The sequence below is a fragment of the Pseudoalteromonas xiamenensis genome, from assembly GCF_030994125.1.
In the GTDB taxonomy this organism is placed as follows: Bacteria; Pseudomonadota; Gammaproteobacteria; order Enterobacterales; family Alteromonadaceae; genus Pseudoalteromonas; species Pseudoalteromonas xiamenensis_B.
In genome coordinates this window covers 323,767-346,326 of sequence record NZ_CP099918.1, presented here as the reverse complement: position 1 = coordinate 346,326, position 22,560 = coordinate 323,767, and the positions used below count along the sequence as shown (strand labels likewise).

20 protein-coding genes are annotated in these 22,560 nt (G+C 43.3%); 11 read left to right on the top strand and 9 right to left on the bottom strand.

Translation table 11 applies throughout. The features are described from left to right. Positions 1-9 precede the first annotated feature (9 nt). The 4 genes from NI389_RS18635 (at position 10) to NI389_RS18620 (ending at position 3,840) form a co-directional block, all read left to right on the top strand. A complete protein-coding gene (locus NI389_RS18635) occupies positions 10-2,271 on the top strand; it encodes a hypothetical protein (RefSeq protein WP_308362963.1) in 2,262 nt (753 codons plus the stop codon). A 198-nt stretch (positions 2,272-2,469) separates the two neighbouring features. Further along, a complete protein-coding gene (locus NI389_RS18630; RefSeq protein WP_308362961.1) occupies positions 2,470-2,898 on the top strand; it encodes a hypothetical protein in 429 nt (142 codons plus the stop codon). Then, positions 2,895-3,383: a hypothetical protein gene (locus NI389_RS18625; protein WP_308362958.1), complete on the top strand. Its 489-nt coding sequence runs from the start codon at positions 2,895-2,897 to the stop codon at positions 3,381-3,383. The genes NI389_RS18630 and NI389_RS18625 overlap by 4 nt, the downstream gene beginning before the upstream one ends. Positions 3,384-3,417: 34 nt before the next feature. Beyond that, complete coding sequence (locus NI389_RS18620) at positions 3,418-3,840, top strand: nucleotide triphosphate diphosphatase NUDT15 (RefSeq protein WP_308362956.1); 423 nt, start codon at positions 3,418-3,420, stop codon at positions 3,838-3,840. Between the two features lie 62 nt (positions 3,841-3,902). Here the strand turns inward: NI389_RS18620 and NI389_RS18615 are convergent, their stop codons facing one another. Next, positions 3,903-4,979 (bottom strand): MBL fold metallo-hydrolase, encoded by a 1,077-nt coding sequence (locus tag NI389_RS18615; protein ID WP_372588642.1) that lies wholly within the window; start codon positions 4,977-4,979, stop codon positions 3,903-3,905. 132 nt (positions 4,980-5,111) lie between these two features. Between NI389_RS18615 and NI389_RS18610 the strand changes: the two genes are divergently transcribed. After that, on the top strand, positions 5,112-5,705 hold the full coding sequence (locus tag NI389_RS18610) for a TetR/AcrR family transcriptional regulator (protein WP_308362953.1): 594 nt from the start codon (positions 5,112-5,114) through the stop codon (positions 5,703-5,705). Positions 5,706-5,770: 65 nt separating this feature from the next. Here the strand turns inward: NI389_RS18610 and NI389_RS18605 are convergent, their stop codons facing one another. Further along, the gene (locus tag NI389_RS18605) at positions 5,771-7,120 is read right to left on the bottom strand and encodes a flavohemoglobin expression-modulating QEGLA motif protein (RefSeq protein WP_308362951.1); all 1,350 of its coding nucleotides are present in this window, start codon (positions 7,118-7,120) and stop codon (positions 5,771-5,773) included. A 107-nt stretch (positions 7,121-7,227) separates the two neighbouring features. Between NI389_RS18605 and NI389_RS18600 the strand changes: the two genes are divergently transcribed. Both NI389_RS18600 and NI389_RS18595 read left to right on the top strand, forming a co-directional pair. Then, the gene (locus NI389_RS18600) at positions 7,228-7,659 is read left to right on the top strand and encodes a GFA family protein (protein ID WP_308362948.1); all 432 of its coding nucleotides are present in this window, start codon (positions 7,228-7,230) and stop codon (positions 7,657-7,659) included. Positions 7,660-7,752: 93 nt separating this feature from the next. Then, positions 7,753-9,780 carry a S9 family peptidase gene (locus tag NI389_RS18595; protein ID WP_308362946.1) on the top strand — a complete coding sequence of 676 codons (2,028 nt, stop codon included), beginning with the start codon at positions 7,753-7,755 and terminating at the stop codon, positions 9,778-9,780. Between the two features lie 166 nt (positions 9,781-9,946). Here NI389_RS18595 and NI389_RS18590 read toward each other — a convergent pair whose 3' ends face one another. From NI389_RS18590 to NI389_RS18575, 4 genes are all read right to left on the bottom strand, one after another. Further along, positions 9,947-12,118, bottom strand: a complete 2,172-nt coding sequence (locus tag NI389_RS18590; RefSeq protein ID WP_308362944.1) for an ATP-binding protein — start codon at positions 12,116-12,118, stop codon at positions 9,947-9,949. After that, the gene (locus tag NI389_RS18585) at positions 12,093-13,283 is read right to left on the bottom strand and encodes a sugar ABC transporter substrate-binding protein (protein WP_308362942.1); all 1,191 of its coding nucleotides are present in this window, start codon (positions 13,281-13,283) and stop codon (positions 12,093-12,095) included. Before NI389_RS18585 ends, NI389_RS18590 begins: the two co-directional genes overlap by 26 nt. 111 nt (positions 13,284-13,394) lie before the next feature. Beyond that, positions 13,395-14,732 (bottom strand): NAD(P)/FAD-dependent oxidoreductase, encoded by a 1,338-nt coding sequence (locus NI389_RS18580; protein WP_308362940.1) that lies wholly within the window; start codon positions 14,730-14,732, stop codon positions 13,395-13,397. Then, positions 14,729-15,301 (bottom strand): GNAT family N-acetyltransferase, encoded by a 573-nt coding sequence (locus NI389_RS18575; RefSeq protein ID WP_308362937.1) that lies wholly within the window; start codon positions 15,299-15,301, stop codon positions 14,729-14,731. Before NI389_RS18575 ends, NI389_RS18580 begins: the two co-directional genes overlap by 4 nt. Positions 15,302-15,504: 203 nt before the next feature. Here NI389_RS18575 and NI389_RS18570 point away from each other — a divergent pair, with 203 nt between their 5' ends. From NI389_RS18570 to NI389_RS18555, 4 genes are all read left to right on the top strand, one after another. Then, positions 15,505-16,950 carry a chitinase gene (locus tag NI389_RS18570; protein WP_308362935.1) on the top strand — a complete coding sequence of 482 codons (1,446 nt, stop codon included), beginning with the start codon at positions 15,505-15,507 and terminating at the stop codon, positions 16,948-16,950. A 165-nt stretch (positions 16,951-17,115) separates the two neighbouring features. Next, positions 17,116-18,291 (top strand): RsmB/NOP family class I SAM-dependent RNA methyltransferase, encoded by a 1,176-nt coding sequence (locus NI389_RS18565; protein ID WP_308362933.1) that lies wholly within the window; start codon positions 17,116-17,118, stop codon positions 18,289-18,291. Positions 18,292-18,517: 226 nt separating this feature from the next. Beyond that, positions 18,518-19,402 (top strand): DMT family transporter, encoded by an 885-nt coding sequence (locus NI389_RS18560; protein ID WP_308362931.1) that lies wholly within the window; start codon positions 18,518-18,520, stop codon positions 19,400-19,402. A gap of 75 nt (positions 19,403-19,477) precedes the next feature. Beyond that, complete coding sequence (locus NI389_RS18555; RefSeq protein ID WP_208845041.1) at positions 19,478-19,729, top strand: DUF2999 family protein; 252 nt, start codon at positions 19,478-19,480, stop codon at positions 19,727-19,729. Between the two features lie 53 nt (positions 19,730-19,782). On the opposite strand, the gene NI389_RS18550 is transcribed toward NI389_RS18555, so the two are convergent. From NI389_RS18550 to udk, 3 genes are all read right to left on the bottom strand, one after another. Continuing rightward, the gene (locus NI389_RS18550) at positions 19,783-20,304 is read right to left on the bottom strand and encodes a dienelactone hydrolase family protein (RefSeq protein ID WP_308362928.1); all 522 of its coding nucleotides are present in this window, start codon (positions 20,302-20,304) and stop codon (positions 19,783-19,785) included. Positions 20,305-20,628: 324 nt separating this feature from the next. Then, complete coding sequence (locus NI389_RS18545; RefSeq protein WP_308362926.1) at positions 20,629-21,852, bottom strand: NupC/NupG family nucleoside CNT transporter; 1,224 nt, start codon at positions 21,850-21,852, stop codon at positions 20,629-20,631. Between the two features lie 17 nt (positions 21,853-21,869). Continuing rightward, the gene (gene udk / locus NI389_RS18540) at positions 21,870-22,499 is read right to left on the bottom strand and encodes a uridine kinase (protein ID WP_308362924.1); all 630 of its coding nucleotides are present in this window, start codon (positions 22,497-22,499) and stop codon (positions 21,870-21,872) included. Between the last annotated feature and the right edge of the window lie 61 nt (positions 22,500-22,560).

The following is a 22,560-nucleotide window of genomic DNA, read 5'->3' as shown; positions in this document are numbered from 1 at the left end:
TTTTTGAATATGTTTATCACCAACGGAAATGGTGAGCAAACGTGGGAAACTCGAAGCGCATTTAGTTACGCCACATGGGCCTTAGGCAAGGGCGCACCATTTGAAACCGCAATAAAAATGGCCAACAAAGTTCAAGCGGAGCCTTGGTTCAATGTCCCCGCGAGAGTGAACGATGACTACATGAAAGAGATGGCGAAACTTATCAAAAGTCAACTCGATGGTAATTTATCTTTTGCGATAGAGCTTGGAAATGAAATTTGGAATAACGCCTATCCTTATTCACTTGACGCAACGTGGATGGAGCAACAAGGCCGAGCGACATGGCCGCAAGCCGCGGTTACTGATTTTGAATTTCGACTCAATTACTTTGGCATGCGCTCTGCGCAAATGTGCCAATTATTTAAGGCAGAATTCGGTGAACAAGCATCTCGCGTTAAGTGCATGATGGGTGGTTTTGTTGCCAATGATTGGGTAACGGACCGTATCCTGAGTTGTCCACTCTATGCGCAAACTGAAGATGGTTATGTGTGTTCCAAAGACATGTATGGTGTCGCTATTGCGCCTTATTTCGCTGGCTACTTTCATGAAGATAAATATTTGCCTTTATGGCTGGACTGGCTAGACAACGAGCCAGAAAAAGGGTTTAGCCAACTATTTCAAGAAATGTATGATGGACTGCTTTATCAGCGTACCTATGACCCCGATGAACCTGATTGGGCGCAAGCACCGGAGCATGGTGCAATTGCAATGACGACAGAGTTTATCAAACGAAATAAACAAGTTGCGGATAAACATGGTATCAAACTGACGGCCTATGAAGGCGGACAACACATTACGTTTGCAGGCAATCTCTCTGGTGAACGTGAACGGATAAACAACGAACTGTTTTTGCCAGCTAATCGTGACCCAAGAATGGGGCAGGCAATGCATGCTATTTACCAAACATGGAAAGAGCAGGGTGGCGAAATATTCAACGTATTTGAGAGCACAGCAACGTGGGGGCGATGGGGGGCATTTCCACTGAAGGAATACCAATTACAGCCAGATAGTGAAGCCCCGAAGTTTGCCGCAACTAGACGTTTTATAGAACAGACTCCCTGCTGGTGGTCGTTATGCGAGCGTACGACACAAACGCCAATAGCGTACAATCAAACTCAAGCCCCTTATGTAAACGATTACGATATTTATGGTGATGATAGCGGTACGCCTGATCCAGACCCAACCGAACCAGAACCGCAAACACCGATCACGTTAACCGCGGAAGTTAGACCTGAAACGTGGGGAGTTGCGCTCAATTGGAATGCGACAAACAATGAGGTTTTTGCGTACTACATTTACCGTGATGGTGAGTTTGTAGGTCATGTTGATGCTGCAGATAACCATTTTAACAATGACTGGCTAATGCTGAATGTGGATTATCACTTTGTCGTCACTGCAGTGAGCCAAACATCGGAAGTCTTGGCGCAGTCTAATGAAGTGGTTACAAAAGCGGGGGATTCTGTATCACCAACGGCAGTTAGCCTGTCGGGAGAGCTTTTACCTGAAGGCGGCAATCGGTTGAGTTGGACATCATCGACAGACAATACGGGAATTCGGTTTTACCTGATCTATCGAAATGGTGTGCAGTTTACGCATGTAGATGGCATGAGCACATCGTGGACCGATGCTTGGCCACCATCTGGTGTGGTTAGCTATCAAGTTCAGGCTGTTGACTTCTATGAGAATCATTCTGCAATGTCGAATGTGACGAGTTTACCATTCACGTTAACCGCAGAGCCGATTGCAGACGTGTATGGCGTAAAATTATCTTGGGCTGAAATAAGCCAAACCAAGTACTATAAAATTTACGTAGACGGTCAATTGCGCGCTCATACCGACGGGCCAACGTCAAAGACCATTGAGTGGCTCTCACAACATGAAATTCATGAATTCTATGTTGTTGCGGTCGATGAAGAGGAGCACATACTTGCAACGACGCCAATTGTCCAAAGTTTTGCGGGTGACTCCGAAGCCCCATCACAAGTGGTTGGGCTCCAATCTCAACGTGACGGAGGATCTGGTTTTACCCTTTCTTGGCAGCCAGCAAGTGACAACACGGGCGTGCAGTATTACCTTATTTACCGGAACGGTGAGCCATACACACATGTATCGGGCGATAGAACATCTTTTTCTGATGAATGGCCTCCGCAAGGAACACTTAGCTATCAAATTGTGGCAAAAGACGCCTACCACAATATGTCTATACCGTCAGAGGCGGTGATAGCACGTTAAGCAATAACAAGAACGCAAATTAGGCACACCGAGTTGTCCGTGCCTATTTTGCTCGATGTGTGTGGCGTGAAGAGTCGCTTTATCGATAATCGCGTACTACTTTTTTAGATTTTAACAAGCCGATTACGGTGAAAATTGGTCTTAAGCACCACGGTTATGCTAAGGTGCGATGGCGCAATCAACACGGACTGTTTCGTCATGAATATTTTGGCATTGATAATCGGTATTTTGGTGGCTATTTTTATCGTTATCCGTTTTCCAAGTCCTACGCACCCGAAAAAGTCTGCGTATTATCCAATTCTACTGGCAACTTTCCCACTCTATTATGTCGTGTTTGCGCTGAGTGTTTTGCATATTGAGGCACTTGTTCAAGAGGCACTTTATGCGCTGTGGTTTGTTATACCTGCGATACTTGCGCTGAAGTTTTCGGCTCGACCTTTCCTTTTACTACTCGGAGCGGCTTATTTAGGGCACGCGGTTTATGATGCATACCACGAGCAACTATTTATTAATAATGGCACGCCAACTTGGTGGCCTGAGTTTTGTGGTGCCGTGGATGGGCTACTCGGACTATTTATACTGTACAAAGCTTGGCAACGACATCAAGCCGAGAAGCGAGACGCATGAAGTGTTCTTTCGAGGTTGACACGGTACCGCTTAATTTTAGCAACGCGCAATTTTATTTTTGTCCGCTTGAACCCAGTGTTGCTGTCGCTGATTATGACGCTGTCATGGAAAACCCGCGCGGTTTACAAGGGGTGTTTGGGCCAGATAGTCAATGGCCGAACGAATTCATGACTTTTGATGAAAATCTTGCAAGTTTGGTGGTTCATGAAGCCGAGTTTGAGCGCCGTGACGCCTTTGCGTATTCTATTTTTAACAGTGAAAAAACGTATTGTTTAGGGTCGATTTATGTCGATCCTTGTCAGCTCAAAGAATTCGATTGCGAAGTTTACTTTTGGGTTCGACAATCTCAGCAGACTTTGGAAAACGCGTTGTTGGACGTCATACAAGCTTGGCTAAAATCAACGTGGATGTTTTCTAAAGTCGTATTTCCAGGTCGCACAGTTTCATGGTTGGAATGGAAAGAGAAACTTGTAGGAACTGAATAATTAACTTTAGACATTTCAATATAGTAGTAACGATATGAATGACAAACAAGTGCGTGTTGGCGTTGCGGTGGTGATTGTACACCATGGCCGTATTCTTTTGGGTGAACGCATTGGCGCTCATGGTGCGCACACATGGGCGACACCCGGTGGACATCTCGAATTTGGGGAATCGATTGCGGAGTGTGCGATTCGCGAAGTTGCCGAAGAAACCGGTCTCGTTGTGTCAAAAGTAACTGAGCTCGGCTTTAGCAACGATGTTTTCGCCAGTGATAGTAAGCACTATGTGACGGTATTTGTGCATGCTGAGATTTCTGAAGGGCAAGAAGCGCAGATACTAGAGCCACATAAATGTTTGCAATGGGCTTGGTATAAATTGGACGCGCTTCCATCAGCGTTATTTTTGTCTCTTAAAAATTTTATGTCGAAATCACCAGATGTAATAACTAATCTGTTGTAAAAACGAACTTCACGGAAATGCGCGATAAAAACCGCGCAAAAGACTGGTGTAGTGAACGTTTGTTATTTCCACCATGGAGTGGTTGGATACGCTTTTCCTAGCGTTACTGTTTCCCCTACGATTGGTGTACACAGCGCAACGTGTTCTTGAGCTGCCGCTGCAGATACACGATTGAGAGGGTCGTACCAGGCATGAAATGCCAAATCAAACGTCCCATTGTGAATAGGCATCATTACTTGACCGCGCAAATCTAAATGCGCTTGAACACTTTCTTCAGGCGTCATGTGGATATCGTGCCAGTCTTTATCGTAAGCACCTGTTTCAATTAAAGTAAGGTCAAAAGGACCAAATCTGTCGCCAATTTCTTTGAAACCATTGAAGTAGCCCGAATCACCGCTAAAGAAGAGTTTTTGACCGTTCGCCTCAATGACCCATGAACCCCAAAGTGTTGTGTTTCCATCGGATAATCCTCGGCCCGAAAAGTGTTGAGTTGGCGTAAACGTAACCGTTGAATTACCCAACAAAGTCGATTGCCACCAGTCAAATGATGAAATGTTATTCTCTTCAATACCAAATCGCTTTAAGTCACCTTCCACACCCAATGGCACATAGAAATGTTTAACCTTCTCTTTAAGTGCAATGATTGCATTTTTGTCTAAATGGTCATAATGGTTGTGCGAAATCAGGACTCTATCGATCGGCGGTAAGTTGGCAATACTAATGGGTGTAGGTTGAAAACGTTTTGGGCCGATAAAACTAAAAGGTGACGCTCTATCTGAAAAGACAGGGTCAAGTAACCAGTATTCGCCTAACACTTTCAAAATGAACGAAGAATGACCTAATTTGATCACGTGGATCTCTGAGTTCGATAAACCATTGAGTAAATCCCTTGAAACTTCTTTCATAGGCAAAACTCGATTCGGTTCCGTATCTACGCGGTTTTCGCGAAGATAACGCCACATGATTTTGAGTGTTTTTGTTAAGGTATTTGGTGCAGTTGGCGTTTCATTAATAAATTTACCGTTCTCATGGTGCTGAGAGGTCAAAGTGCTTTCATCAACTCGAGCATTTAAATTGTTAATCATAAATCCACCTCCAATGCCTAATGCTGCAAAAACGAACCACGTGATGCGTTTCATAAAATCTACCATAAAGTAAACTACACTGTGCAGTTTACTTTGTTTTTTATAAAAGTAAACTGTGTGGTGTAACTTTTGTGTGTTTCGGTTATTATAGGGTTAACGAAATTAGTCCTATGACCTTGAAACACCATGAAACTTTCTGAGAAAAAACGATTGCAAATAGTTACCGCAGCTGAATCATTGTTCGCATCGCAAGGCGTTGAGGCGACGAGTATGGATCAGGTTTCTTCGCTTGCCGAGGTTTCGAAGCGCACGGTTTATAACCATTTTGCAACTAAAGGTGAGCTGTTTCAGGCCGTATTGGAAGCCATGTTTGCTAAAGTAGATCAAGGAAAACAATTTCAGTTTACCTTGGACTGCTCGATTGAATCACAGCTAATGGAGATAGCGGTACAAGAAGTCCAATTGTTAACGTCGCCAGCGTTTTTAAAAATTGCGAAAGTAGCTTTTATGCAGATGTTGCAAGACGCTAATTTAGCAAACTCGTTGAATGGTCAGTCTGTCGGGTGTTTGCGATTTTTTGAACAGTTTCTGTCTGATGCGGTGAAAGCGAAAGTGTTAACTGTCGACGATGTGTCGTTGGCGGCTAAGCAATTTGTTTATCAGCTCAAGTCCTTGCTGTTCTATCCATTACTTTACGGTATTTCGAGCAAAGATGAGCTCAATGTTGACTATTTAGTACTGGAAACCGTGAAACTGTTTCTTGCTCGATACCAAAAATAGTCCATTCAAGAATACGTTTAAGCGTCGGATAAGAAAAATATCTGCTCATCCGACGAAAAATACGCTTACCATTCGATATCTTGAACCGCCGTTGGGCTCATCGTCGTTGGGCACACTTTGGGTATATCTTTGAACAAGTCAATAAAGTGATTTTGCACTCGTTTCATGTCAATTAAATGCATGCCGTTAGCAAAGCCAAACCAAACATAGAGCCCGTTCAAATCGCTAAACATATCTGGAACATACGTTGGTGCCTCAATTGTGCCATCTAAATAGGCGCCATAGAGAGCCGGAATGTCGTGTAAGTTCAATTTGCCAACAAACAACATAGGGATGAGTTCTGGTCGGCCTGCAGAGATGGCGCTGTGAATAAAGTTAAGGTTCTCAACGAAACCTCTGACATACGAGAGATCTTTCGTGAAGGCCGAACCACCATCGACTCTACCGCCTCGGAATACACGCTGCGCAACGGCGTAACTGTCATTTTTACTCAGTCCTACGTTCACAAAGTGGCGATATACATCTAAAAAGTCCGCGCCTTCTTCCGCCATGTGAATTGCCGTAACACGGTCACTGATCCTTCTTGCTCGAGCAGGGAAACTGGCGAAGGTAAGAGTTTCCATGAGTACAGCAAGCCCCTCTTGGTGAGCGGCGATGCGCGGTGAACCTACACCCAGCCACGTAGCATAAGGTTGGGCTCGACCGTTTAAAGTTGTGCCGACATGGACCCAGCCTTCATGTACTTCCAACACGCGTAAATCTCGGTCAGAAAATGACGAGCGAGAGTTGAGTTTGATGCTGTCACCACCGGCAGCGGCATCTGACACAATGCCGTCGGAAAGTTTGACTTGAACATTATGACGGGTGAAATAGGTATCCAATTTACTTTGCAGGATCTCAACACTTCTCGGTGCGTCGTACAATTTTGGTTGAGCAAACGAAATGTGTTTTGCTGCAGGTAAGTGGAAAATGCCGCAAAGATGTTCACCTACTTCTTTGAGTGAGCGGCGGTCACCAATCAAATGGTCGTGCGCGGACCCATATAATGCGCGACTGTGATCGATAAACCCAGTCGTTCCCCTGTCCTTAATTAAGTCCATGACCTGCAAGTACTGCTGTGTTGTGTCTTGCAATATCAATCCGAGCGCATCTTTCTTACCTAGCGTTTTTTTTATGTCCGCCAATAGGCTTTTCAACTCACCTTTCACAGTGTTTAAGTCAAAGTCCAACGGGATTGACTGGTAATACGCTTTGTCTGCAGGTGGTGGTGTTTTTTCCCCTTTCGCAAAAAACTCCTCACGCCAATGTGGGGGCCATTTTATGGCATCTAGAATCCGAATTGGCTGTTGAATCGCAACGAGACGGTCTGAAAGTGTTTTAAGGTTTTGTTGGTAAGCGGTCGGATTGCTCGGCATTCGATAAACTCTGCATTGTAATTATCCTAAATGTAAGTCATAACCAAGTAATTGAATAGCAAAAATAATCAATCGTTTTGGTCAGATAAATACATAGTAGGAACATTATGAGTAATTTAAAAGTGTTTAACGCGACACGCGGCCAGTGTCTTTGTGGGCAAATCAAATATGAATTGAACGGCGAAGTTTCTTCCTTTCATTTATGCTATTGCAGTCGATGTCGTCACAGCACAGGGTCAGCGCATGCGGCGAACGTGTTTACAAAGCCAGAAGCAATTAAATGGATCTGTGGTGAGGAGCAAATTAAACGTTTTGAACTCGCGCAGGCGAAGTCATTTGCAAAGCAGTTTTGTCAGAATTGCGCAGGAGCAGTACCGTATTTAAATAAGGCCGGTACGTTCCTTGTTGTTCCTGCGGGGTCTTTGGTCGATGAGATTGAGTTTGGACCGGATGACCGGATATTTACGGACTCAAAAGCAAAATGGACCGAATGTATTTTCGAACTGCCCACTTTTGAACGTTATCCAGACAAATTTTGAAACACTATAATTTCTTGTTTACATCGCAAATTGCTGGTGTGAAAAGAAAATAGGTAGTTAGATAACATCAACAATAACAAGCAGGATGGAACAATGAAACGTCTATTTACCTTGGCGCTCGTCAGTGCTGCGTGCAGTTTTACAGCACAAGCTGAGTCGCTGAAGCCGATAAATGTATTTGATCTCGAGTACGCAAGCCAAGTCGACATTAGTAATGATGGTAAAACAACCTACTTTGTTCGCAATCGGATGGACATCAAAACGGACAAGAAAGTCGGTAATATTTGGTCAGTGGATAATATCAGCGGTGAAATGCAGCCAGTGACTTCGGGTGTGCATCGTGACTTTTCACCTGTTTTATCACCTAAAGGGGATAAATTAGCGTTTATTTCGACGCGTGATGGAAGCCCACAAGTGTACATTAAATGGCTGAAAACCAATGCGGTTGCAAAGCTCACGAATCTTACACAATCACCGGGCAAAGTCACTTGGACCCCTGATGGGACTGGCCTTGTGTTTAGTATGTTTGTACCAAAAGCGAGTAAAACGCCAGTTCATGTATCGGGGAAGCCAGAAGGCGCGACGTGGGCGAAACCAGCCGTGTTTATTGACGATGTTTATTATCGTGCAGATGGAATGGGTTATCTCGACCAAGGTTTTGAGCATCTGTTCTGGATAAGTGCAGATGGCGGAAACGCAAGGCAGTTGACCTCGGGTGACTATGATCACGGTGGCAAGGTCAGTTTTAGTCGAGACGGCAAAACACTCTATTTCAGTGCGAATCGACGAGAAAATAACGCGTTAAAACCAACAAATAATGAAATCTACTCGCTTGATATGGATTCAAAGGAAATTACCGCGATTACTTCGCGTTTGGGTCCAGATCGTTACCCTGAAGTATCACCGAATGGTCGCTACCTAGCCTATTTAGGGCATGATGATAAACAAACAAACTATGAAAACAATCTATTGTATGTGATGGATTTGAAGTCAGGTGAAACAGAAGCTTACGGTGAAGAATTAGATCGAAACTTCAGTCGACTGAAATGGGCAGGGAACAGTAATGCAGTGTACCTTGAGTATGATACAGAAGGGCAAACGTCATTAGGCATACAAAAGCTACAAGGCAAGTTCTCGGTTGTAACAAAACAGATAGGAAGCACATCCTTTGGAAGACCGTATTCTGGTGGTGACTTCGACGTCAGTGACCGTGGTATAGTGGCGATTACGCTAGCCGATACACAGCGTCCTGCGGATATCGCCGTAGTTGATAAAGGTGAAGTTAAGCGCCTTACACACTTGAACGACGATGCACTTACAGACATTACGCTTGGTAAAGTTGAAGAAATTTGGGTGAAATCCAAATACGATGGACTGGATATTCAAGGCTGGGTTGTTTATCCACCTGAGTTCGACGCAACCAAAAAATACCCCATGATTCTTGAGATCCATGGAGGCCCAGTTGCAAACTACGGACCTCACTTTGCATCTGAACTTCAGCTAATGGCGGCAAAAGGCTATGTCGTACTGTATATGAATCCTCGAGGAAGTGATTCGTATGGCAAAAAATTTGCGCAAACAATCCACCATAATTACCCAAGCAATGATTTTGATGATCTGATGACGGGCGTTGACACCATGCTCGCTAAAGGGTTTATCGATAAAGACAAACTGTTTGTTACTGGTGGTTCAGGTGGTGGCGTGCTAACAGCTTGGACGGTAGGGCATACTGATCGATTTGCTGCAGCGGTGGTCGCAAAACCAGTGATTAACTGGTATTCATTTGTGCTGACAGCAGACGCATACCCATTCTTTAGTGATTATTGGTTCCCGGGTAAACCTTGGGATCACATGGAACACTATATGAAGCGCTCGCCAATTAGCTATGTGGGCAATGTTAAAACACCCACCATGCTACTGACTGGTGAATCTGACTACCGAACGCCAATATCGGAAACAGAACAATTCTACCAAGCGCTTAAACTACAAGGCGTTGAAAGTGCAATGGTCCGTATTCCTGATGCTTCACACGGCATTACGTCGCGTCCATCAAATCTTTTGACGAAAGTCGAATACATTCTGTGGTGGTTTGAAAAACACCAAACGAAAAAAGAACAGTAGTCGTTCAAAGCAAAAGGGTTTCCAAAGTGAAGCCCTTTTTTGATTTATGTGACCCATCCTAATTAGCGTTGACACTTTTCAAAAGATGAGTTCGCAATCCTTTGGTGAATCTATTCCTAGATGACCAATTAACTCAGACGAATGACGCCAAGAGCCGTGTGGTGCTTTAAGAACTTGTCGGAATATGACTATAGATAGATTTAAAGAGTGCTTGGATCTCGATTGGCTTACCAACGCAATCTGCAAAGTGATTGTTTAAATAATACTCGACGTCTTTCGCCATAACGTTAGCGGTTAATGCAATGATCGGTTTATTAAAGCCCTGCTCAATAAGTTGATTACACGCGCCAACACCGTCCAAATTCGGCATTTGTATGTCCATGAAAATAGCATCGACATAGTATTTTTGGGCGATTGCAACTGCTTCTACACCATCATTAGCAATCAAAATCTCCGCACCTGTCTTTTTGACCATTGCGCAGAATACGGTTTGGTTGATTTTGTTATCTTCCGCGAGTAACAGCGTTTTTCCTGTTAAGTCCGGAGGAACGATAGCATCAGCTACTTTTTTAACTTGTTGAGTTTCGCGTTTGAATGGTAGGCATACGTTAAATGTCGTCCCTTTACCTTCCTCACTTTGTACCGTCACTTCGCCATTCATAAGCTCAATAAGTTGCTTGATGATAGAAAGACCAAGGCCCGTGCCGCCGTATTTTCGAGTGGTAGAAGTATCCGCCTGCGAGAATCGATTAAACAATCGTTCGAGCTGAGCTTCAGACATTCCGATGCCAGAATCCTGTATCGAGAATTCCACTTTTTCTTCTGTGCCCTTGAGTGAAATTTTGACGTCACCTTCGTGCGTGAACTTCAGGGCGTTAGACAAGAGATTCCGAAGAATTTGTTTTATCCTAAGCGTGTCGACTTTGCGTAAAACTTCAAAGTCTTCGTCGACATTTAACTTGATTGGTATTTGTTTGTTTTTAGAAATGTCCTTGAACTCGACACACACCTCTTCGAAAAGGAATTTTAAATCATAGACAACGTATTCAAATGATAATTTCCCCGCTTCCATTTTGGAAAAGTCTAAAATGTCGTTGAGTAAATGTAATAACGATTTGGCTGATACCAGACCTGTATCGACGAGCTCTTTGTTTTCCGGATCGTGTTCAACGTCAGCAAGTAGTTGAAATGTGCCCAAAATACCATTCATCGGTGTACGAATTTCGTGGCTCATGTTCGCTAAGAAGAGAGATTTCGATTGCTCAGAAAGTTCGGCTTTTTGTTTTGCCAGCTTTAAATTCGACACATGTTCATCAAGCTTATCGGCCATGTTATTAAAGGTATCTTGTAAGGTTTGCAGTTCACTAAAATGTACGGGTTCTTGCGACTTTTTGAAATTGCCCGTGGAAAAATCGAGACATTGCTTTTCTAAGCGTTTCAATGGCTGGATCAAACGTCGACCGAAGTAATTCAAAAACCATACGATAAGCAGCAAATCAATGATGCTGATAAACGCAGTTAAGTAGAGAGAATGAACAAAACGTTCAGTATAAAGGCTTTTTGAATGTTGCACGTTAATCGTGGCGTTTGGCCACGTATTATCCGTATTTTCGAAAAGACTAATTGACTGAGAGAAGTGATCTTTAAAAGGCTTGCCTTTTTCAAACCACACTTGCTGGTTTGACTCGATGGTTAAGTGTTCGCCTAGGTTGCTTTTTTCATGAGAGGCATTTGCAATAACAGCATCTAAATCGACTTCAACGAATAAAGCGCCTGTATAGCGATAAGGCCGTACGAGCGATTGAAGCGTTTCACGAAGCGGGATAACAAACAGCAATTTTCCATTTTTAGAATTGGCATCTTGTAATTGTTGAGGTGGGAAAATGATGGCGCGTATACCTAAGTTAGGCTTTTTTGACAAGATGATGTCTTCGCTGAGCTGCGAGATTTCAGTAATGCCCCAGCGTAGGGTATACAATGGATAGCCATCGGTAATATAAGGAGAGCCATCTGCAATAAAGGCACTTTTTACCAAATTATTATCTTTAACCAGATCGGTAAGCTGTTTTAAAGCAAATTGGGTATAGAGCAAATTGTTGGGTGAATCCGCAAGAACTTTGTTGTCCATCAACGGGACGAGCAAATAACTCAGCTCGGTAATTTGGTTTTTAATGTCGTACTTAAGACCGTAGGCGCGCCGAGAGACGTTTTCAATGGCAACGTCTTCTGCTTGTTTGTAGGAAGCATAAGCAAAATAGAAAATCTCCGCGGTAAAGAGCAGTAATATGAATCCGCCTATTTTCAGCTTAAACTCAGTTGCTATGCTTTTGTTTTGCATGATTTATTGACTTGTTTGTAACGTACTGCATGTAATCCGCTGCTTGGGCTGCATTCATGATTCCAGCTTCATAACGGGTAATCCCTTTCAGCATGGCTTCCCACACATACGCCATAGCCGTATCATTTGGTAAGGCTACTGTATTCTCTAAGCCATCGATGAGCAATTGTAAATTACTGTCATTATGGGACAATTTATCTAGTGTGTCTTGTCGAACCGGTAAAGTGTGAAGGCGCGCCCAGACCTGATTTTGAACTTGGGATGATTGTATAAACTGAGAAAAGGCCTTGAGTAATGCTTTCTTTTTGCCCTCAATGCCGTCATTAGGAAAAGCAATAACATGAGGAGAATAGAACGAGCGCATCGGTCTTGTATGATATGCAGGTAAATTTGCAACACCAATGTCTTCGCCCATTTTGTCCATCCATTTATTGAATATCCATGAGCCATTAATCACCATGGAGACATTTCCTGATTCAAATTTTTCCACCATACAGCTGTAATTACATTCAATGTCTAAATGGGATTTTTGTTTTAGCTCATCATACATCAGAAGGCTTGAGATCATCGCTTCTGGGTCAATCGTGGCATACCCAGCTCGAATTAGTGGCTCATCAAATGAGTTATAAAATGCCGCAAACCAATACATTTCAAAGTAGTTCCAAGCAATGAGCTCCTTACCGAGAGGTAATTTTGGCGCTAGATTGAGTAGTTCAGTCCATGTCTTCGGCGGTTCCTTAATCCACTTTTTGTTGTAATACAGCAACAGATGATTGCCAAAGATAAATGGGATCCCCTTGTAACCAGAACCATGTTTTGTACTTTCTCGCGCTTTGGGATTAAGTGCCTGATTTAGCCAGTTGTCTGGAATTGTCGAAAATTGCAGTTGCTCTAAGCCCAAATAGTCAGAGGGAACAATGACAACATCCGGTAATGACGCGGAATTGGCTTTTTGCAGCAGTTGGGATTTAAGTTCGTTATTTTCAAAGGCCATCACGTCAATTTGGATGCCTGTTTTGTGCGTGAATTCATCAAAAAATGGTTTGAAATCATAGTTTTCAATGCCGACAGCAACAGACAAATTAGCACTATTTGCATAAACATTGCTAACTACTGAGATAACTAACGCCAACAGCGTAATTGATTTTTTTAGTACGTTAAACATAGCCGCCGTCACTGGCAAGTTGTGCTTTAAGGTATAGCAAAGGGAACAAAAAGCACAACCGACCAAAGTTATTAATTTGTTGAATTCATATTTAGTTTTATCAATTTAGGCCTAAAAATACTGGTCTTTTATCTGAGCGAATTGATAATAACCCCATTGACCAAATCGCCTTAGTGCAGGAAAGGGCAAATAAGGTAAACCCGTGTTGTATAATGGCACGTTGGGGACGTCAACACCCGCAAGTTGTTGTGCCAAGCGGTAGGCCGCTTGCGCGCTGAACGACACGCCTGCGCCACAATAACCTAAAATGTAGCCCACATTGCCGACAACATTGACGTGCGGCATATCATCCATTGCTGCAGCAATGTAACCATGCCAATAATATTCATGGTCTTTATCGGCTAGAGATGGAAAGCATTCTTTTAAACCCCGCTTTAGATTATTAAGGTAAAAAGGCTTATCTCTATCTTTGGCAAAAATTGCTCCTCGTCCGCCGAAAAGCAAGCGATTGTCTGGCAGTAATCGGTAGTAGTACTTTAACGTCCTCGTATCCATGGTGACTTGATTCGTCTTTAGACCACTGGATTCTAACTCTAATTGAGTTAACGGTTTCGTGACCATCACACTACTTAATATGGGTAAGTAACGATTGTTGATGACTGAATGCGTATTTTTGCTGTTATAAGCATTACCTGTAATAACAAGTTTTTTAGCGTTAACTGTTTGGTCATTTGCTCGAAAAGTGACGCCTGTACTTGTATCATGAATATCCGTAACAAGGGTGTGTTCAAAAATTTTAACACCAGCAGACTGCGCTAACCTGCGATAGCCTAGTAGCAATTTCAATGGATTCACACCAAATCCATCAGGTAGTCGAAGTGCGCCGAATGCTTGTTGGTGATCCATGTAATTTGCTTTTAACTCTTCAATCGACAGAAACTCGGCATCGCTACCTAAGTGCAATTTCAGAAAGTCGGCTTGCGCTTTTAAGTTGTCAAATGCCTGTGGGTTATGGGCAATTTTGATGTACCCTTTTGGCTGCGGATCACAGTCGATTTGGTGGGTTTTTATAAGAGATTCAACACGGCAGACCGCTTCTGAAAACTCGTGATAAATCGCTTTAGAGGTATCGACCCCCCATTTTTTTGCCATTTGCGCGTAGCTAAGTCGCCCAGATCCTTTTAGCACAAACCCCGCATTGCGAGCACTGGCACCAAACCCAACTTGGTTTGCTTCAAAAACGGCACACTCTAGTTGATGTTCTGTTGCAAGATAGTAAGCAGTGAGCAGACCGCTGAATCCACCGCCAATTATGGCTACATCAAAAGACTGTGAAGTCGACAAAGGGATAATGTCCGAGGGAAGTGGAATGGTTGAAGCCCAATAGCTGGGCGCAAATTCTTGCCCTTGACAGTGTTTTGCAAAGATTGGATCGTAATTTTTATTCATTCTTGTTTTTGCTCAAAAATAATTGCCATCTCAGCGGCTTGGCAACGACATTCATTGCCACAAATGGTGCATACATAACCGTCTTCCAGACATAATGGTAGCCATCTGTCATGATGCGTATTAATTAAAACCCCACCGGCTTTGGTGAAGTATTTTACTGCAGCATTACCTGGACTTTGCATCCACAAATGAGCAAGTCCGGCTTTTGCTCCTTGCTGTTTTAGCACATCAATAGAGGCTTCGAGTAGCTTGGGTCCTATACCTCGACCTTGTGCTTTAGGGGCAATCGCGGAACATTTAAAATACGCCATCAGGTCTTTAGCAACAGGCCATTTATCTGGAGTGCACCATTTGTCTATCGACCACTGAGTCGCTGCGTAGGTTGTTCTAAAACCGATGACCTTATCGTTATCATCCACGGCGACAAAACAGGCATTCAGACCAGATTTTGTTCCCTTTCGGATCATGTCAAGTAAGCCGGCGATGTCGAGATAGTTATCCCCATGCACCAAATTTGCGAGTGAAATGACTTCATCGAAGTAGTTTTCTGTTAAAGGTTTTATTTGCATTATTTTTTCCTCTTTAACCCATCCCAACCTTACTCTTATTTTTAATACAAATCATTCAGTTAACCTCAAATAGGTACTAATTTATTGTCAATTTTGGGTCTGTACCTGAACTGGTTGGATTTGACAGCGATGTCATAAAGTTAATAATGTGAATCGATTGTAATAATAAATACTCAAAAACAACATGTAAGGAAGAAGACTAAATGATAAAGACGAAACTATCGATGCTCGTTGCATCGTCGTTACTTTGCGGGAGCTTTCATGCTCTTGCAATGCATCCACAACCAGACCCTGATAATGCGGGTGCTTACTTACTTTCTCGAGAAGAAGTACAACAAGCTGCAAAAGATAAAACCCCCAATCCTATGTACGCGGTTTGGGCTAATGCACTTAAAACAGCAAGCAATGTGGTTGTTGATCAAATAACAATTGGTGCTTCAACGAATCCGGCAAACGTTAAGCGAGTGGAACGTGTCTTTGGTCAAGTGGAATGGGATTTCTTAACGCAAATGGCGGCACCCGAATACACTTATGAGCGCTTTTTAAAAGCTGTAGGTAAGTTTCCTGCATTTTGTGGCGACTATACCGATGGACGTAACGCAGACGCAATTTGTAAGAAATCTATCGTCACTGCGTTTGCACACTTCTCGCAGGAGACCGGGGGCCACATTGCAAAAGATAATGTATCTGATAATCCGCAAGGTTTGGAAGAGTGGCAACAAGCATTAGTACATGTGCGTGAAATGGGTTGGAAAGAGGGCCAAGCAGGGTATACGACAGGGTGTGGTCAAGATGATTGGCAAAATCGCCGCTGGCCATGCAAAGCCGGAGAAGGATATTTTGGTCGTGGTGCGAAGCAATTGTCTTATCATTTTAACTACGGTGCTTTTTCTGAAGCGATGTTCGATGGCGATGCAACGGTGTTATTAAACAATCCAGGGCTTGTTGCAGATTCGTGGCTCAATTTGGCTTCTGCTATTTGGTTTTTCTTAACACCTCAGGCACCAAAGCCTGCGATGTTACATGTTATAGACCGTACTTGGGTGCCATCAGCTCGCGAGTTGAATGCAAACATTGGATACGGATTTGGCACTACAATTAACATTATTAATGGTGGCATCGAATGTGGCGAACAAAATCGTACAAAAGGTCAGCCAGTAAATCGCATCAGGTATTGGGAGGGGTTGGCAAATTACTATGCGATTCCAATCGAAACGGACGAGGAAAACACGTGTTGGCAACAAACACCATACGGTAGTCTAAATTTGAATGGCGCTACGGACGTGCTTTACACAAACTGGGAAGGGGATTGGGGTTATTATGCTGATCGTCCAGGAGGTTATTCCTTTGAATGTAAACTTGTGGGCTATCAAACGGCATATTCTGCATTAGTTCCAGGGGATTACGAAAAATGTGTCACCAATTTCTATAAATCTCATGCTAACTGGCCAACGGTAACGGTGGTGGACAGCATTAAGCCACCAAAAGAAGAACCTCCTGTTGGTGGTGTTGCCGCGTGGAGCGCTGAAAAAGCCTATTCAAAAGGCGACAAAGTTGGTTTTAACAATCAACTGTTCCAAGCAAAGTGGTGGACTAAAGGTGAACAGCCAGGAGTACAATGGGGTCCTTGGGAAGTTGTTGCTGAATAAATGAGTTAACCTAAGAGATGCCAAAGCATAGGCGCTTTGGCTTCTCCGGTAAGTAGCACAATACGTTTAGGTCTACAATGAATTGCTCAAAATGTGAAAACCACTTTGCGGTTTCTGGGTGTCGATATACAATTTACACTTTGCACTACGCCAGAGAGTCCCACATTGTCAAATCGCTACTTAATCGAGCAAATCCTATCGACACTTGCTACCGTTGAATCCGACCAAATTTATGCAGATAAACTGATTGAAACCACGCTTAGAAATCATCCTGAATGGAATGGTGCGGAGCGAGGTGAGTACGTTACGACGTGTTATGGAATGTTGTCGCAAAAGCGCAAATTGGAAGCCGCTGTTGGCTCTAATTCGCTTTGGGCTATGTGGGCCGCTTTTCAGCTTTTGAATGGTAAAACGTTACCAGATTACGATGAAGTTGAAGACATCACGGTAGAGCGAATTGAAGCAAGTTTAGCGGATGCGAGTGAATCCGCATTTTTGAGCTACCCTGAATGGCTTCATGAGAAAGCAAAAGCGGAATATGGAGAGAAGTGGCCGGCTATCGCAAAAGCGATGAACTCTCGTCCAAATACCTATTTGCGTTGTAACACGTTGAAAGGCACAGCAGCTGAGTTACAACAAAAGTTGGAACTAGAGCGTACACAGACAACGCTTGAGGGCGATGATGCGTTACTTGTAGAGTCTGGTGCGAATATCTTCAAAACGAAAGCCTTCCAAGAAGGTTGGTTTGAGATGCAAGATGTAGGTTCACAGCGTATTGCGCCATTACTTGATGTTCGTCCAGGACTGCGTGTAGTTGATGCGTGCAGCGGCGCAGGTGGTAAAAGCTTGCATTTAGCAGCTCTGATGAATAATAAAGGGTATGTTCTTGCAATGGACATACACGAACATAAGTTACAAACGCTGAAAAAAAGAGCCAAACGAGCGGGCGTTCACATGATAGAAACTCGTGTGATCAAAAACAGTAAGACAGTAAAAAGGTTAAAAGATAAGTTCGATCGTGTCTTGCTCGACGTGCCATGTACGGGATCAGGTGTATTTAAACGCAATCCAGATGCAAAATGGAATTTATCTGAAAAGGGACTACTCGAGCTGACACAACTGCAGAGTGAAATTCTGCAGCGATATAGCCAAATGTGTAGACTAGGTGGAAAGCTGGTTTATGCTACATGCTCAATTTTACCAGAAGAAAACCGTGCACAAGTCGATGCTTTCTTAGCAAATAATGCGAATTTCAAACTTGCCGAAGAAATGAAATTATTACCTGGCGTGAATACAGAAGGTGATGGATTTTATGCCGCAGTACTTGAGCGCGCTGAGTAAAATCGGGCTCTTAAACCAAGGATACTGAATGAAGAAGGCACACATGTTTGTGCCTTTTTTGATTGCCCATTCTGGCGAACACGTTGCGTCACCCCTTATTTTGCTTGTACTCACATGCTTTCAACTCGCGATTCCTTTGTTCCCTCTGTTCTAGTGCCAAAAGTGGCTTGTTTGATTTTGTCATGCCTGTCATAGTGTCGCTGAAATTATTTGGGATAAGTAAACAATGTTAGGATTTATTATTCTTGTTTTGCTCGGGGCGATTTGGGGTGGTTCGTTTCTTTTTATGCGAATTGCAGTACCAAGTCTCGGTCCAGCTTACTTAATTGAGCTTCGAGTCTTATTTGCTGCGTTAACGCTCACTATCATTGCATTAATCACTAGACGGGCCATTAATAGCAAAGGCTTAACTAAACATTATTTAATTTTGGGGCTTTTTAATTCGGCACTCCCATTTCTGTTGTTCGCCTATGCCGCACAATACGTAAGTGCTTCTGTGTTGTCGGTTTTAAATTCCACTGCACCTTTCTGGGGAGTTATTGTTGCGTCTGTTTGGCTCAAGCAAGATATCAGTGCGCGCACATTGCTAGGGTGTTTGTGTGGATTATTAGGGGTCGCCGCGTTGGTCGACTTGCAAAGTATGCCAAGCTTCTCCGAATTATTACCTATCTTGGCCGCACTTGGTGCGACATTAAGCTATGGCATAGCATCAAATTATACGAAAATTGCACCCAAAGTTGGGGCCTTCGATAATGCACACGGTAACCTTTGGGCATCTACCTTTCTTGTTATTCCAGTGTTGTTCGTGCAACCGATACCCAGCGCAACCGAAGCAAATACTGTACTTTGGGCGGTGATTGCGCTTGGTGTGATCTGTACCGGAATTGCGTATATTTTATACTTTAAGCTTATTGATTTGATGGGCGCTGCACAAGCTCTTACGGTTACGTTTTTAATTCCACTGTTTGGTATTATGTGGGGTCATATGTTCTTAGATGAGCCTATTGGACCAAATACCTTAATCGGTGCAGTATTAGTTATAATGGGTGTTATGCTCGTGACTGGCGTGAAGATGAAGCAGTTTTTGCCTTGGCGGCAACGAGTATCGTAAAATAGTTGATAACACTTACTTTGGTTGCCGTAAATTCATTTCATATGAAGTCGGCTTTCAGTTAAAGGAATCGAAATGAACCCGATCTTAGCCCTATTAAAAGAGCACAACATTAGCGACGAACAGATTCAATCTTTGTTTGAAACGCTTACCGCAAATCCGTTGATGGCCATGGGTGTTATTCAACAACTAGGGATCCCACAAGAAAAACTACAGCAGTTGATGATGATGGTGATGCAAAACCCAGCACTCATCAAAGATGCCGTTAACGAACTTGGATTGGACTTTTCTAAAGTAGAAGAAGCCAAAGCGAAGTTGCAAAAATAGCAGTGTAAAATGAGAAATGGCCACGTAATGTGGCCATTTTTTTGCTTTTCTGCTTAACGTTTTACATAACTAAAAATGGTTTTTGACAAAATACCGTCGTCGGCAATAGTTTTGATGTCGTCATGTGGCATTGCAAGTTGCAACTTTTTAACCAAGTTAGACTCCAGAACATCGGCATAAAAATAATGCTCTTCGTTTGAGAAGAGCAGGACGGTAGGCTTTACCGGTTTAATGTCAAGGTAATCTCGAATTCTCGAACCAAACACACCAATGCATTGATTCAATCTAGGCAGGTCTAGCGCTGCTAAACGCCACGCCACTGTCGCACCGACACTAAATCCAATTACGCTAACGGGACTGTTACTTTGCTTTAGTTTGTTTAAAGCTGATTCAAAGTAAACATCTATAGAGGAAACGCGTTTAAAAAATTCATATTGGGATTCTGATGGTAGTTTGGTGTTCAAATCAATTGGCGAATAGGGGTGGAGGTACTCGACCTGACCTTTCAATCTTTCTCCAAATTGTCTTAAGTAACTCGTGTCGCCATGTATGTCCGATAAAATAATGTAGTTCATGTCTGTCCTTTGGTCGCGCTAAGAATTGGCCTTTAGGTGCTTTATCCCCAATATCGAGGTCGGATGGCGCGTTATTTTACGTGTCATTTAAGGTAACAAACAAGTGGGTGAAGTGTATAAGAGTCGATACGGGATTTACTATCAGGACTAACGAGAAAGCGGTGGTAAAAAATCACTAAAAAACCGGAATATTCAGAGTACAGAAACGATAAAAGGGCCTTGCGGCCCTTTGGTGAAGTATCGTTCAAGTTAGTGTGGTCACTTTAACCCCTTAAAGCAACCAACCAATTGTTTTGCAACTACGTGGCTTATCTCGTTAAGTTTCTAAGCTAGCGAGAGGAAGAAACCTGCAATTGCGGCACTCATGAGGTTAGCCATTGACCCTGCTAACACTGCTCTGAGTCCTAAGCGTGCGATATCCTTTCTACGACTTGGCGCCATACCGCCCAGTCCGCCTAGTAAAATAGCTATCGATGATAAGTTAGCAAATCCACATAACGCGAATGTGACAATCGCTTGTGTGTGTTCGCTTAACGTATCGCGATAATTAATAAAGTCTAAGTAGGCAACAAACTCGTTGACCACTAATTTTTGGCCGATGAAGCTACCAGCTATCTGAGCTTCTGACCATGGAACGCCAATGACCCACGCGACTGGAGCGAAAACGTACCCTAAAATTTCTTGCAATGTTAGTGTTGGGTGACCGAACCAACCACCAATACCACCTAACATGCCATTGAGCAGTGCGATAAGTGCGACGAATGCAAGTAACATCGCGCCGACATTTAACGCCAAGTGCATACCACTTGATGCACCTGCTGCTGCTGCATCGATAACATTGACCGGTTTGTCGTCACCGCTATCGACTTCCGCTAAATTCTCTTTTGGTTTCTCAGTTTCTGGCACGATCATTTTTGCCATTAAGAAACCACCAGGTGCCGCCATAAAACTTGCCGCAATGAGGTATTTAAGTTCAACCCCGATTGTGACGTAGCCTGCCATAACGGAACCCGCTACGGTTGCTAAACCACCCACCATTACAGCGAAAAGTTCAGACTTAGTCATTGTTGGAATGAACGGCTTTACAATTAAAGGCGCTTCAGTTTGACCAACAAAGATATTCGCTGTCGCTGAAAGTGACTCTGGACGAGACGTATTCAGTAGTTTTTGCAAGCCACCACCGAGAATTTTGATGATCCAATTCATAATTCCCAAGTGATACAACACAGCCACAAGTGCTGAGAAGAACACAATGACAGGTAAAACTTGTACCGCGAAAATAAAACCGAGCGCATCTTGTTTTGCCAACGCACCAAACAAGAAGCCAATACCGTCGTTGGCGTAACCTATAACGGCTGAAACACCACTCGACATTGCTGCAAGCGTATTTTTACCGGCTTCAAAGAAAAGGACAAAGCCACCGATAAACACTTGCATTAAAAACGCACCGCCAACGGTACGCAGATTAATCGCTTTACGATTTGTGGACGCCGTAAAAGCGATGCCAAGGAGCACTGCCATGCCCACAAGGCTCATTATTGTTGTCATGCTGAATAGTTCCCGTTTTATTCTTGCAGTAAATATTTTATTTTACTTTTAATAATATCAATCGCAACGCGATTCATACCACCACGGGTTACGACCAGGTCAGCATTATGCTTCGAAGGCTCAATAAATTGATAAAACATCGGGCGAACAGTCGCCTGATATTGATCAACTACAGAGGCAATGCTACGCCCTCGTTGCTCAATGTCTCGCTGCATTCGACGAAGTAGACAAATGTCTAACGGTGTATCTATAAATACTTTAATGTCGAATACTTCACTCAACGCAGGATCACTTAATAAAAGAATACCCTCAACGATTAAAATCTTTGCGGGATTCACAATACGTGTTTTTTCACTGCGTGTATGCTGTGCGTAGTCATACGTTGGTACTTCAACGGATTGACCTAAACGCAGCTGTTCTAGGTGCTGGCGCAGCAAATCATGCTCGAATGCATCGGGATGGTCGTAATTCGTTTGAGTACGATGTTCAAACGGTAGATGCGACTGATCTTTATAATAGGCATCTTCTTCAATAACGGCAATTGCGCCTGATTCCAGCTCCGCAACTAGTTCATTGTAGATCGTTTGACTAAACAAGGATTTGCCCGACGCAGAAGCGCCAGCTATGGCTATAATAGTTCGTGTCACTAAAGTTCACACCCAGCAGTTGTTCTTGATGGAGATCACAATAACAAAAAAGACACGAATA

Coding starts and splice junctions, on each gene's coding strand:
- NI389_RS18630 (WP_308362961.1), top strand. CDS start 2,470: ATGAATATTTTGGCATTGATAATCGGTATTTTGGTGGCTATTTTTATC.
- NI389_RS18585 (WP_308362942.1), bottom strand. CDS start 13,283: ATGTTTAACGTACTAAAAAAATCAATTACGCTGTTGGCGTTAGTTATC.
- NI389_RS18615 (WP_372588642.1), bottom strand. CDS start 4,979: ATGAAACGCATCACGTGGTTCGTTTTTGCAGCATTAGGCATTGGAGGT.
- NI389_RS18595 (WP_308362946.1), top strand. CDS start 7,753: ATGAAACGTCTATTTACCTTGGCGCTCGTCAGTGCTGCGTGCAGTTTT.
- NI389_RS18550 (WP_308362928.1), bottom strand. CDS start 20,304: ATGAACTACATTATTTTATCGGACATACATGGCGACACGAGTTACTTA.
- NI389_RS18620 (WP_308362956.1), top strand. CDS start 3,418: ATGAATGACAAACAAGTGCGTGTTGGCGTTGCGGTGGTGATTGTACAC.
- NI389_RS18625 (WP_308362958.1), top strand. CDS start 2,895: ATGAAGTGTTCTTTCGAGGTTGACACGGTACCGCTTAATTTTAGCAAC.
- NI389_RS18575 (WP_308362937.1), bottom strand. CDS start 15,301: ATGCAAATAAAACCTTTAACAGAAAACTACTTCGATGAAGTCATTTCA.
- NI389_RS18635 (WP_308362963.1), top strand. CDS start 10: ATGTTTATCACCAACGGAAATGGTGAGCAAACGTGGGAAACTCGAAGC.
- NI389_RS18590 (WP_308362944.1), bottom strand. CDS start 12,118: ATGCAAAACAAAAGCATAGCAACTGAGTTTAAGCTGAAAATAGGCGGA.
- NI389_RS18570 (WP_308362935.1), top strand. CDS start 15,505: ATGATAAAGACGAAACTATCGATGCTCGTTGCATCGTCGTTACTTTGC.
- NI389_RS18555 (WP_208845041.1), top strand. CDS start 19,478: ATGAACCCGATCTTAGCCCTATTAAAAGAGCACAACATTAGCGACGAA.
- NI389_RS18600 (WP_308362948.1), top strand. CDS start 7,228: ATGAGTAATTTAAAAGTGTTTAACGCGACACGCGGCCAGTGTCTTTGT.
- NI389_RS18610 (WP_308362953.1), top strand. CDS start 5,112: ATGAAACTTTCTGAGAAAAAACGATTGCAAATAGTTACCGCAGCTGAA.
- NI389_RS18580 (WP_308362940.1), bottom strand. CDS start 14,732: ATGAATAAAAATTACGATCCAATCTTTGCAAAACACTGTCAAGGGCAA.
- NI389_RS18605 (WP_308362951.1), bottom strand. CDS start 7,120: ATGCCGAGCAATCCGACCGCTTACCAACAAAACCTTAAAACACTTTCA.
- NI389_RS18545 (WP_308362926.1), bottom strand. CDS start 21,852: ATGACAACAATAATGAGCCTTGTGGGCATGGCAGTGCTCCTTGGCATC.
- NI389_RS18560 (WP_308362931.1), top strand. CDS start 18,518: ATGTTAGGATTTATTATTCTTGTTTTGCTCGGGGCGATTTGGGGTGGT.